The organism is Tessaracoccus terricola, assembly GCF_054776555.1.
In genome coordinates this window covers 154,500-166,402 of sequence record NZ_BAAHBS010000005.1, presented here as the reverse complement: position 1 = coordinate 166,402, position 11,903 = coordinate 154,500, and the positions used below count along the sequence as shown (strand labels likewise).

The window sequence follows — 11,903 nt, the reverse complement described above, 5'->3', positions numbered from 1 at the left end:
GTCAGAGGTCCGATGTCTCTGCGCGATCTGGCGAACCGATCAACCCGAGTGTTCGGCGCCCGTCAGGTCAAGGCCGGCGACATCCCCCACCACGATGATCGCGGGCGGGCGCACGTCGGAGGCGGCCGTGGCTGCGGCGACGTCGGCCAAGGTGCTGCGGATCACGCGTTGCTCCAGTGTGGTGCCGTCCTCGACGACGGCGGCGGGCAGGCTGGGGGCCAGCCCGCCGGCGACGAGCGCGGTGGTGATGGCGGGCAGTTGCTTGACTCCCATCAGGATCACCAGGGTCAGCCCGGACGCCGCGAGGGCGGCCCAGTCCACGGTGCTGCGGGGATCACCGGGCGCGACGTGGCCGCTGACCACGCAGAACCCCTGCGACAAGCTGCGATGCGTGACGGGGATGCCGGCGACTGCGGGCACGGACACCGCCGACGTCACACCCGGCACCACCCGCACGGGCACCCCGGCGGCGGCGCAGTGCTGCCACTCCTCGCCGCCGCGACCGAAGACGTAGTTGTCCCCGCCCTTGAGCCGGACCACCCGCCGACCTGCGCGGGCATGGTCCACGAGCAGGCGGTTGATCTCCTCCTGGGGGGTGAACTGGCCGTGCGGGATCTTGCCGACGTTGACCACCTCGGCCCCGTCGGGCGCCTCGGAGATCAGTTCGACGGGGCCGAGCCGGTCGTGCAGCAGCACGTCAGCCTGCCGGATGGCCTCCAGCCCGGCGACCGTGATCAACCCGGGGTCACCGGGCCCCCCGCCGACGAGGGTGACCGTTCCCGGCAGGATCTCGAACCTCATTCGGGGGCACCTCCGAGTGCTTCCTGGATGACCCCCAGCACGTGCTTGGAGCGCTTCGGGTCACGGTTGGCGACGACGGCCACGGTCACGTCGTCGAAGTTGCGGCTGGCGGGGGTCCAGGCGGATCCGCCGTGGGCCTCGTCGGATCGGACGCAGAAGGTGTGGCGGGCCTCGGCGCCGGCGGCCACGGCGGCGTTCACGTCGGTGGAGTCGGTGGCGGCCAACACGTACCAGGCGCCGTCCAGGTCCTCGTCGACGAACCGGCGGCGCCGCCAGGCGATCCGACCCTCGGCGTCCAGCGCCTCGACGGCCGCGCAGGCCTCGGGCGCCACGACGCGGATGCGGGCCCCGACCTCGAGGAGACGACCCAGTCTGCGGGCGGCGACGTTGCCCGCGCCGACGACTAGGACGTCACGGTCCCGCAGCAACAGCCCGGACAGGTACGCCGGGGATCCGGGTGGGCGCCCGTGGGGGGCCTGCTCGTCCCGAGTGCGTTCTGCCATGCCCGGAAGTCTATTGGAATGACTCCCCGCCCCCGCACGTGGTCCGTGCGGGGGCGCGGGGCCCGAGTTGGCACCGTCACTCGATAGGCTGCTCGGGCACGACGATGGACGGGGAGGTTGCGATGGGCTTCAGCGAGGCGGCGGACCGCTACCTCCGTGCCCCCAGCAAGCTGCACCTCGAGCAGCTGCACGAGGCCATCCGCGCCTCCCGCAGCTACTCCCCCGGATCCGAGTTCATCCGCGAGGCCTCCCCGCTGCTCCGTGGCGGTCAGTTCCAGGCCGCCATCGACGTCATCGACTCGTGGATGCCCGGCGCGTTCCTGAGCCCCTGCGCGCACACCCTGATGTCCGAGGCACTGACCGCGCTCGGCAGGCACGAGGAGGCCGAGACCGAGGCCAGCCTGTCCCGGATGGCGGTGCTGGCCATCATCAGTTCCGGCAAGGGCACGCGGACCAACCCGTGGCGGGTGCTGCGCGTCAGTGACGAGTACGACATGATCAAGGCCCTGCGCCGGGATCCCGTGGAGCAGCAGGCGGTGATGGTGGGCGAGGTCCACCTGGACATGATCCGCACCAGCGACGGCCGCGAGCACTGGTTCGAGTTGCGGACCGCCAACCGCAGCGAGGAGGCGGTGAGCGCATGAGTCCCGTCACGACCAGCATCGACAACCCCACGCCCCGGATCTTCGTGGAGGTGGTCGACGGCGTCCTCACCACCCTGCAGATCGCCCGCACCCACCTGGACCCGCAGCGCCACGACGAAGTGGAGCCGGCCCTGCGGTCCGTCATCGACGCCGCCCTGGTCCGGCACCGTGCCGACGTCCTCGCCGACCTGGAACCAGACGTCCCGGGTCCGGCCATGGCCGAGGCGCTCGAGTTCCTCGAGGCACAGTTGCGCCCCCTCGAAGGACTGCCCGACCCCGCGCCCCTGGGCACCACCGCAGGCAGTGCTGCCGACGGGCAGGTCCGCGCCGTCGTGGGCGACGGTCGACTGACCACCCTGGAGTTCCCGCCGGACCTGCTCCAGCCGGCCGGCGGCCGCGCACTGGAGGCCGCCGTCGTCGCAGCCGTCAACGAGGCCCTCGGCGCCGCCGACGCGCGCATCGCCACGGACGGCCCCGAGGCACCGGGGGAACCCGACTGGGCGGAGCTGGCCTCCCGCATCCGCCGACTCGAGCGGGAGGACCTGCTGTGAGCGACATCGTCTTCGACCCCAGCTCCTGGACCTCCGCCTCCCAGGCCCTGCAGGAGACCACCGAGACCTTCTACACGGGCGCCCACGAAGTCACCGTGGCCAGGGAACTCACCTCCTCGAGCGGCTCGCCGGTGGACGCGGCCGTCATCCGGTACGACGGCGCCCTCAACATCGAGTGGTACGAGCTCGTCGGGAACGTGACCGAGCAGCTCAACAGCGACGCCTCCAAGATGGACGCCACGGGCACGAACTACGCGGCCATGGAGGAATCCGGCACCAGCGCCGTCGACAGGTTCTGGAGCTAGCCATGGGCATCTACGAAATGGTCGGCATCGAACGCCCGGAACTGGATCCGGGCGAACTGGGAGCGCTCGCCGCCGCCTATGCGCGCCTGGCCAAGGCCGCCGCCACCGCCTCGGCGGAGGCCGCCGCAGCCACCAAGTCCGTGGCCGCCGCGAACGAGGGCCCCACCGTCGACGCGTTCGTCAACGCGACGACGGGGCACGGCTCGGCGTCGGACCAGCTGGACCTCCTCAGCGACGCAGCGCAGAGCACCGCACTGGCCTACCGCACCGCCGCGCTGGCCATCGCCACCGGAACCGTCGCCATGGACGTCGCAGCGGCTGTGGCCGTCCAGCAGATCCGGGGGGCCCTGCTGCGTTTCCCGCCGGACTTCAAGGCATACGCCGCTGCCGTGCAGGGCGCCAGGTCTCGGCTGTCGAAGCTGGAGCGGCAGATGCTGGCGCAGGTGGATGGGGCGTTCGCCTCCATCTCGATGCCGTCGCCCCTGACCATCACCGACGGCGAGAGCCGTGGCGTCGTGCCGCCGGAGATCGAGGCGGCGTGGGCGGAACTGACCGCGCAGGAACGGCGGGACCTCCTCCAGTTGCTGGCCGACCAGCACGCCGACGAGATGGGCATCCCGCGCGCCCCGATCAACTGGGACGCCACCGGCCGCGGCATGTGGGACGGGTCCCTGCACCTGAACCCGGACCTGCTGGACACTCCGGAACTGCTCCACACCGCGGTCCACGAGATGCAGCACGCCTGGCAGTGGGCGGTCCGCGACGAGTACGCCGTGATCGCGGTCGATCCGGACGAGCTGGAGGCGATCCTGAACGGCGACGTTCCGGACCCGATGGTTGACAAGTACGGCGTCACCACCGAGGAGGCTGCCCGCATGACCGAGCGCAACGCCGGCTACGTGCGCGACAAGGGCTACACCGAGCGGCCGGTCGAGGTCGACGCCAGGCGCGCCGGGGCGTGGAACACCGACCACATGACCCTCGAGGAGTTCGAGGCACTCGTGGACCAGCTGTGAGCGTGCACACCTTCCGCATGCGGTCGCTGTGCGACGCCGATGGCCGGGTCGACCACGACGTCGATCCCCGGATCCACTACGTCTCCCCGCTGGCCATCTCCGCCGACAGCCGCGAACTCGCCGCGGTGCACATGGACGGGATCGTGGTCTGGGACGCGCACTCCGGCGAGGTGGACCGGTTCGTCGGGACCGTCGAGGGCCTCGTGCCGCTGCTGCGCTGGAGCCCCGACGGCGGCTCGCTGCTGACCAGCACCTGCGACGGTCGGCTGCTGTTGCGCAGTCCCCTGCGCGACGAGGTGCGGGCCGAGCTGGTGGGCCACGACGGCAGCGCCCCCGGCGACGGGATCATCGACGCCGTCTTCAGCCCGGACGGGGACTGGGTGATCAGCGTCGGCACGGACCACAGCATCCGACGCTGGGACACAACCACCCGCGCGGAGGTCACCCGCACCGACCTGGGTCCGCGCGTGGTCGCCCGCCGGATCGCGTTCTCCCCCTCCGGTGACGAACTGGTGGTCCCGCGGGCGGGTGGGCCGGCGCTGCTGCTGGACGCGATGACCCTGGAGAAAAAGGGCGAACTCGGCACCGTCGAGGCCGCGGTTGCCTCACCGCGCAACGTGGTCTTCGGTCCCGATGGCAGCTTCCTGGCGGCGCTGTCGTCGCGCGGCATCTGGATGGGCCGGATCAACGACTCGGACCTGCGCCAGATCGTCGCGCTCCCCCGCCCGGACACCACCCATGCGTTGTTCTCGCGCGACGGTGTCCTCTACACCAGCACCGGCCGCGGCGGCATCCGGGCCTGGGACCCGGCCACCGGCCGCATGCTGCGGACCTTCGCCGACCCACCGCGCCGGATCCCGATCTGACCCTGCTGCGCCCCCGGTCCGCGTTGGAGCGAACCGACAAGTGGTTCCGGCCCCGGTGACGGGCCTGCTTCCACTAGTCGATGTTTCGGACCTGCGACGTCGCGGCCGCGCGTTCGGTGAGCGCCGTCACCAGCTCCACCCGGCTGCGGACCCGCAGCTTGTTGAAGATGCGTCCGAGGTGGGTCTCCACCGTCTTGACGCTCACGGTCAGCGACTGCGCGATCTCCCGGTTGGTGTGGCCGCCGACGGCGAGCTTGGCCACCGCCGCCTCCGCAGGTGTCAGCGCCGAGGGGTCCTGGGCAGTCCGGCGCAATGCGCACAGCTCCAGTTCGCGGCGTGCCTGCTCGACGGCCGGGGCAGCGTCCAGCCTTGTCAGGACGGCAAGCGCCGCCTCCAGGGCGTCGGCGCCGCGGCGACGGTGGCCGCGGCGTCGCAGCAACGAACCCAGCGCGAGCATCCCCCTGGCGTGGACGTAGGCCCCGCAGGCGTCGGGTCCGGGCGCGACGGCCTCCTCAAGCAGCCGCTGCGCCTCGGAGGTGTGGCCACGGGCGGCGGCGAGGGTCGCCCTGGCCCGCAGGATCCCGGACGAGGCGTGCGGGTCCCCGACGAGGACCCCCGGGTCGGCGAGCAGGTCGCGGGCAGCGTCCAGTCGGCCCACGGCCACCAGCGCCTCGGCGAGGTCTGCCCGCCAGGCGTGCACGCCCTCGGGGACGCCGCTGGGCAACTCTCCGGTGTGGAGTGCCTCCAGCGCCTCGACTGCGTGTTCGGGCCTGCCGAGCGCCGTCGCGATCCTGCCGCGCGCGACGGCCACCATGATCCTCGCGGGCAGGTTGGCCTCGCTCTCCAGCAGCGCCTCGGCGCGGGCGACGAAGTCCAGGGCTCGCGCCTCCTGCCCCCGGGCGGCGCAGACGTAGGCGCCCACCGACAGGGTCATCGGTGCGGTGCGGGACTCCCACCCCTCGTCGACCAGGGCGAGTTCGGAGTCGGTGGTGGCCAGCACGTCGTCCCAGCTGCCACGCCGGAAGTCCACCTCGGCCACCGCCAGGCGGGCCGTGGAGCGCAGGACGGTCGCCCCATCGGCCAGGCGCAGTCGCAGCGGCTCCAACGTCTCGGCCGCCGCCAGCAGCCGGCCGCTCCACAGCAGCGTGAGCGCCAGCCCGAGCCGGATGTCCGGCTCGCTCGCGCTTCCCCGGAGCCGAACCGAATGCCGCTCGAGGAACTCACGGGCCGGCCGCAGGTCACCGCGCAGGGCACAACCGGAGGCGAACACGGTACCGGCCCACTGGACCGCCACCCGGGCGTCGTCAGCGGTCTCGATCGCCCGCGCCGCCCACTTGATGGCGGCATCGCCGTCGCCGGAGTCCATGCCGAGGTAGGCGAGCAGCTCGGCCGCGCCGACTGCCACCCGTGGGTCGCCGCCCATCTCCCAGGCGAGGTTCGCGGCGGTGCGGGCCCGTTCGCTGGCCCCGAGTTGGAGCGCCAACTGCCCCGTGACCAGCAGTTCGTGGGCGGAGGGACCGCCGGTGCGCGCCTCCGCGACGTCGGCGAGCAGCTTCTCGGCCCAGCGCAGTTCCCCCACCACCAGCAGCCGCTCGGCGGCCCGGACCCAGACGTCGGAGCGCCCGGGTCCGGCGGGGATGATGTTGCCGACCAAGGCCAGGATCCGGGCCGAGGCGAGGAAGGCCCCCTCCCGGGCGCTGGCCTCGGCAAGGGCGATGGCCTCGGCCGAGAGCTCGGCACTGAACCCGGGGCTCGCGAGCAACCGGTGCCGCATCGCCTTCTGCGGTTCCTGCGTGAGCCGGGCCGCCCGGCGGTGGAAGTTGGCGAAGTCCTCGAAACCCATCGCCTCGTTGACCGCGGCGCGCACCAGGGCGTGCTCCACGTCCACCGTGCGGGCGGCCCCGCGCGGCACTTGTCGCAGCAGGCGTTTCGCGATGGCCTCGTCGACGGCGGCCTCGGGCCGGTCGATGCCGGTCAGTTCGGCGAGTTCGGCGAGCCCGGCGGGTTGGCCGAGCACCGAGACCGCGCCGACGACGGCCCGGACCGGCTCCGACGACTCCTCGTAGGCGCGCCTGACCCAGTCCCTGAAGGACCTGGGTGCGCGCAGCGGGCCCTCGCCGGAGGCGAGTTCCTCGGCGGTGAGTTCGTCGGCGAGCATCGTGAGCAGCTGCGGGTTGCCGCCGGTGTGCTCGTGAAGGCGACGACCGGCGCGCGGCGTCAGCGCGATCCCCCGGGCCGCCATCAGGCTGCGCACGTCGGCGACGGCGAGCCCCTCCAGCAGGATGGTAACGGGCTCGATTGAGGGAGTCGCGTGCCGGACGTCGGCCGGCCAGGTCCCCATGGGGCGGTGGGCCAGCAGGAATCCGACGGCCACGCCGTCGAGCCTGCGCAGCAGGAAGCGCAGCATCTGGCGCGAGGAGTGGTCGCACCAGTGGAGGTCGTCCAGCACGACCAGCACCGGCGTCCGTGCGGCGAGACCGGAGAGCACTGACAGCAGGAGCATCGCCCGGCGGCTCGGTTCGGTGGTTGCGGCCACGTCGTCGATCCCCGCCAACCGGAGCAACTCGTCGCACACCGCATGCTCCAGGACCTGCTCCTCCGCGTCGGCGGCGACCCGCCACACCACGGCGTCGGCACCCCGTGGGGAGGCCCGGAAGGCGGACACCGCCGCGTCCACGAGGGTGGTCTTGCCGGAACCCGCCTCACCTTCCACCCACACCACCGACGGCGAGTCCCCAGCAGCCCCGTCAAGGGCGGAGGCGATCACACCGAGTTCCACCTCGCGGCCCACCGGTTCCACGCGCGCTCCTCCCAACCACCCCGTTGAGGTGATCGTAGTCCGGCGCGGCTCACCCCTGGTTGTAGAAGCTCTGCACCGTGCTGGTGATCTCCGACTCGCTCCCGCACCGGTACTCCGGGTAGAAGGTGATCGACTGGAGCGCCACCGCCGTGGCGCCCGCCGGGGAGTTGAGGTCGGCGAGGGACACGTACAGCGACGAGCTGGTCTCGGGCAGCTGGAAGCCGGTGACCATGGCCGCGGTGGCGGGGAACCTGAAACTGTGGGCGTCGTCGGAGTAGTTGTAGAACGTGTCGTTCTCAGCCCTGACCACGTCGGAGTAGTAGTTCCCGTCCGAGTTGACCTGCCGGATCACGCTGTCCGGTGCCGTGACGTTCCCGGAGCCGTCGCTGCTCCAGGTGGTCCGGCCCCACTCGAAGACCAGCGCATCGCCCCTGTCGTCGTCCCACACGTCGTCGGACCCGAACAGGTATGAGATCTCCACACACTGCGCCGCCGCCGGGCGGGCGAAGTCGATCCGCAGGATCGTCGCGTCCCAGACGTCGTCCCCCAGGCTTGCACTGGTTTCGAACTCACCCGGCGACTCGTCGAAGAACGAGGTCCGGTTCCCCGTCGAGATCACCGGGTGGGCTCCACCGGGCCCGTCCGGCATCGGGAAGTCGCCCTCGACGATGCCGACGGCTTCCGCAGCGGGCGGACCGTGGACCCATTGGGCGCCGGTGATCTCCACCGGTAGGAAGCGCAGGTCGTACTCCCCATCCCACCACAACTCGGTGGTGTTGATGGCGCGGGCGAACTCCAGTGCGTCCATGACGTCCCCGGGGGTTGGTTCCTCCGACGGCTCCTCGGTCGGTTCCTCGGAAGGCTCCTCCGACGGCTCCTCGGAAGGCTCCTCGCTCGGTTCCTCGGAGGGCTCCTCGCTCGGCTCCTCCGACGGCTCCTCCGACGGCTCCTCCGAGGGTTCGTCGTCGGGCTCGGAGGAGTAGGAGAACTCGGCGATGTCCCAGCGGAACTTCTCGTTGACGATGGTGATGTCGTTGAGCTTGTAGTTGACCACCGGGACGGTCACCTTGATCCTGACGAAGATGTTGCCGGTCAGGTAGATCTTGGCCTCGATGCCGATCCCGTCACCGTCCAGGCTCCCCTCGAAGGATGCCCCGGCCTGCAACCCGAATCCGATGCTCGGGCCCACGGCGTCGTAGAGCATCAGGTTGAAGGAGAACTCCGGCCCGACCGAGGCGGCCACCTCGCCGGTGAACACCGAGTCGTTGAACTCGGGACCCGCGTAGGTCCACTTGGCCTCGTTGATCTCCTTGGCACCGCCGTCGTCCACCTCGAAGCCCCACTTCGTGAGCCCCTGGACACTGGTGGTGAACCCGATGGAGAGCTCCGCCGAGGCCTTCAGTGCGGCCTTGAAGACCAGACCGATGTCGTAGGTGATGACCACCGGCACAGGGCCGATGAAGAAGGTGGTCGGGGACAGGTTGTACTTGATGACGTGGCCCTCGAACTCCATGCCCTCCAGTTCGCCGGAGACGCTCACGGAACCGGTGACCTCCGCGTTGGTGGTGGACTTCACATAGGTCTCCAGGTGCCGCACCACGGGGTACGGCAGCGGCGGGATCGGGCCCCACCAGTCGGTCCACGCGACGCTGATCTTGAGGGTGAACACCACAGACATCGAGATCGCCAGTTCGCCGTGCAACAGCAGCGAGTAGTCCACGTCCCCGACGCTGGCCTCGTCCTCGAACTTGTGCTCCCACTTGTGGGCCGCCTTCGACTCCCCACCGACGGGCGTGCTGCCGGGCGGCGGCGACGACGGACCGCTGGGCTCGTCGATCCGCGGCTGCCTCGGGACCGGCATCGCCATGGGCGCGAAGCCGCCGGAGCGCGCGGTGGTGTTCAGCGACAACGGCTCGTAGGGGTCCGTGATGTGGATGGCGTCGTCGTCACGGGCCACGGGCTCGGCCTCGAACTCGAGCGGTCCCAGGTCCGCGTCCTCGACGTCCAACAGCTCCGTCGACAGCAGCTCGTGGTTGCCGGAACGCGCCGGGTCCGCCGGCGCGATGACCTCGAGCTCCGGTTCGTCACCGGGTTGGAACAGCGGCTGGATGTCGCTTCGTTCCACCTGCAGGAAGACGTCGGTGAACGTGGCAGGCTCCGTGGTGACCCGCCACCGGTCCTCCGTGGCGTCGACGGCCACGACCCGCCGCAGCAGGCCCACCGGGGAACCGTCGGTGACCCCGCCCGTGATGACCTCCCCCGGGGCCAGGCCCGGGTCAGTCGCGAAGTCCACGTGACCCTCGTCGGTGGCCAGGATCTCGGCATCGGAGCCCGGCCAACCGAGCACCACCACGTCCTCGGCGATGATGACATCGTCGGGGCCGGGGATCTCGATCTCGGCACTCCACTGGGTGGAGGCCGTGGTGCCGTCCCGCCCGATCAGCTCGAAGCCATAGGTGAAGTTCCCACCCTGCGCCAGGCCGGTGGTGAAGGACCAGCCCGGTCCGTCCTCGCCGGAGGCAAGGTTCGCGACGCCGTGGGGTTGTCCGTTCCTGGTGACCTCGATGCGCAGCGGGGTCATGTCACCGAGTTCCAGGCCGCCCTCGAAGGTGAGGGTGATCTCGTCCTCGAGCTCGACCGCACCCGGCGCCGGGGAGTCGACGGTGATGGCCGCCGCCGCTGATGGTGCCACCGGTTCGGCACCCACGAGGGATCCGAGCGGCAGGACGTGCGCGGTCGCCGCGCCGCGGCGCAGTGTGAGGTTGGCGTCGTCGGCGGGAACGAGGGCCAGTTGCGGCTGTGCGCCGCTGGCGGGGTCCACCACCGCTCCCCTGGCCCGTCCGCTGTACGGGGCTCCGAGCTCGAGGGTGGTCAGGTCCCGGGCCGGATCCACCCAGAGGAGGGCGAGGACGTGGCTCGCGTCGGCCTGGCCACCAACATCGACGGCGCTGGGGCCGCTGTCGTCGACGGCATGGGTCACGGGCTCGGAGGGAGATCCCGGCAGGTAGGAGCCCGGCCCGTTGAGGGCGTCTGAGTACTCCGCCGCCTCCGCCACGTAACCGCGCACGACCAGCTCGACGGCCACGTCCTGCGCGGCGGTGATCTCGATGTCGCCCGAAGCTGATGGCGTGACGACGGTGCTGAGCGTGGCCCGGCCCGCGGGGACCGGGAGCGGTTGGCCGTCGACCTCCACGACAGTGGCCCACGATGCCTCGACGGTGAGGCTCACGTGTGCCGCACGGACATCGCTCACCGGCACTCCCCCGAGGCCGGTCAGCCCGACGACGGTGGGCGCACCGGGGGCGACGGCGATGGGCCGGCCGTCCGCCGGCCTGGCCACCGCTGCCGGGAGCGCGACGGTGGAGCCCGCGGCGGCGGCGGTCCCTTCGAAGCCGGCCAACACCTCGACGCGGACGTCGACGTCGGCGGAGGCGAGCAGGCGGAAGTGCTGGTTCGCCACGGGCACCAGCACGACGGTGGAGGCGGAGGTGCCCGCCGCCACGGTGAGCGCCGGCGCACCCGCCACGGCGACCACGGCGTCGGTGGCCGGCTCGAATGCGCTGATCCGCACCAGCGCCGAGTGCGCGGCGGCGGCATCCGCACCCACCGGGACGTCGACAGGGGTGCCCGCCCCCAGCGGGGCACCTTGTCCGACGGCCGAGTCCAGGGCCGGAACCGTGTCGGGGAAGCTCACCGGGATGGGGGCGCCGTCGGTGGCGAAGTCAGCTGCGCTGGCGGGGCCGGCACTGACGAAGCCGAGCACGAGCGCAGTGGACAGCCCGAGCGCCGCGAAGACCTTGCGGATGCGCTTCATCACAGGTCACCCCCGCTGCTCGGGAGGCCCGGGCGTGTCGGGGCGGCCGTCTGGCCTCCGTCCGGCGTCGATTGCGTCGGGTCGGGGGACGGTGGCGTCGGGGTCGGCTCCGGTGTCGCGGGCGGCTCACCGTCGGCGCCCGTCGGGAACTCCACCCGTGCCGAGTCGGCCAGCAGGATGCGGTCCGCGGCATCGACGAGCGTGATCGCGATGTCCGGCTCGGCGGCGATCCCCACCCTCACCGCGAGGGTGGCGGCTGCGCCGTCGTGTTCCACCACGGCACCCGCCCCGAGGGGTGTGTCCCGCAGCGGGACCGGGACGCCGTCGAGCAGCGCCACGACGTCGGCGGCAACCAGGCCGGGGGCCTCCACGTCGAGCCACAGGCCGACGGCGCCGGGCACTGCCGGGACCTCGATGACCGCGAAGCCATCGGTGTCGATCTCCACCTCGAGCGCCCGGGCGAGACCCGGTGGCGAGATCCACAGGAGCAGCAACCCGAGCGCCGCCACGGCGCTGATCCATCTGGTGCCTCTGACGTGCATCGCGGTGACCCCTCAACGTGTCGCGGCGTGGCCGCGTGCGGGTCCCCGTGACCCGCACCGG

General features: G+C 71.8%; 10 protein-coding genes. 5 read left to right on the top strand and 5 right to left on the bottom strand.

All coding sequences use genetic code 11. The annotated features are described in order from the left end of the window. Positions 1-39: 39 nt before the first annotated feature. Together cobA and ACYU7G_RS10555 are read right to left on the bottom strand one after the other, a co-directional pair. Positions 40-801 carry a uroporphyrinogen-III C-methyltransferase gene (gene cobA / locus ACYU7G_RS10560; RefSeq protein ID WP_461107571.1) on the bottom strand — a complete coding sequence of 254 codons (762 nt, stop codon included), beginning with the start codon at positions 799-801 and terminating at the stop codon, positions 40-42. Then, positions 798-1,304, bottom strand: coding sequence for a precorrin-2 dehydrogenase/sirohydrochlorin ferrochelatase family protein (locus tag ACYU7G_RS10555; protein ID WP_461107569.1), 507 nt, complete (start codon positions 1,302-1,304; stop codon positions 798-800). Before ACYU7G_RS10555 ends, cobA begins: the two co-directional genes overlap by 4 nt. A gap of 104 nt (positions 1,305-1,408) precedes the next feature. Here ACYU7G_RS10555 and ACYU7G_RS10550 point away from each other — a divergent pair, with 104 nt between their 5' ends. The 5 genes from ACYU7G_RS10550 to ACYU7G_RS10530 are packed head-to-tail and all read left to right on the top strand — an operon-like array spanning position 1,409 to position 4,686. Next, entirely contained in the window at positions 1,409-1,948 is a 540-nt protein-coding gene (locus ACYU7G_RS10550) for a DUF4919 domain-containing protein (protein ID WP_461107567.1), read from the top strand. Next, on the top strand, positions 1,945-2,499 hold the full coding sequence (locus ACYU7G_RS10545) for a YbaB/EbfC family nucleoid-associated protein (RefSeq protein WP_461107565.1): 555 nt from the start codon (positions 1,945-1,947) through the stop codon (positions 2,497-2,499). Before ACYU7G_RS10550 ends, ACYU7G_RS10545 begins: the two co-directional genes overlap by 4 nt. Further along, the gene (locus ACYU7G_RS10540; RefSeq protein WP_461107563.1) at positions 2,496-2,804 is read left to right on the top strand and encodes a hypothetical protein; all 309 of its coding nucleotides are present in this window, start codon (positions 2,496-2,498) and stop codon (positions 2,802-2,804) included. Before ACYU7G_RS10545 ends, ACYU7G_RS10540 begins: the two co-directional genes overlap by 4 nt. A gap of 2 nt (positions 2,805-2,806) precedes the next feature. Continuing rightward, positions 2,807-3,820: a hypothetical protein gene (locus tag ACYU7G_RS10535; protein WP_461107561.1), complete on the top strand. Its 1,014-nt coding sequence runs from the start codon at positions 2,807-2,809 to the stop codon at positions 3,818-3,820. Beyond that, positions 3,817-4,686 carry a WD40 repeat domain-containing protein gene (locus ACYU7G_RS10530; RefSeq protein WP_461107559.1) on the top strand — a complete coding sequence of 290 codons (870 nt, stop codon included), beginning with the start codon at positions 3,817-3,819 and terminating at the stop codon, positions 4,684-4,686. The genes ACYU7G_RS10535 and ACYU7G_RS10530 overlap by 4 nt, the downstream gene beginning before the upstream one ends. A 73-nt stretch (positions 4,687-4,759) precedes the next feature. On the opposite strand, the gene ACYU7G_RS10525 is transcribed toward ACYU7G_RS10530, so the two are convergent. From ACYU7G_RS10525 to ACYU7G_RS10515, 3 genes are read right to left on the bottom strand one after another with little or no spacing between them, the layout of a single operon-like run. Then, on the bottom strand, positions 4,760-7,486 hold the full coding sequence (locus tag ACYU7G_RS10525; RefSeq protein ID WP_461107557.1) for an AAA family ATPase: 2,727 nt from the start codon (positions 7,484-7,486) through the stop codon (positions 4,760-4,762). 49 nt (positions 7,487-7,535) lie between these two features. After that, positions 7,536-11,300: a serine/threonine-protein kinase gene (locus ACYU7G_RS10520; RefSeq protein ID WP_461107555.1), complete on the bottom strand. Its 3,765-nt coding sequence runs from the start codon at positions 11,298-11,300 to the stop codon at positions 7,536-7,538. After that, positions 11,300-11,842 (bottom strand): hypothetical protein, encoded by a 543-nt coding sequence (locus tag ACYU7G_RS10515; RefSeq protein WP_461107553.1) that lies wholly within the window; start codon positions 11,840-11,842, stop codon positions 11,300-11,302. The genes ACYU7G_RS10520 and ACYU7G_RS10515 overlap by 1 nt, the downstream gene beginning before the upstream one ends. Positions 11,843-11,903 lie beyond the last annotated feature (61 nt).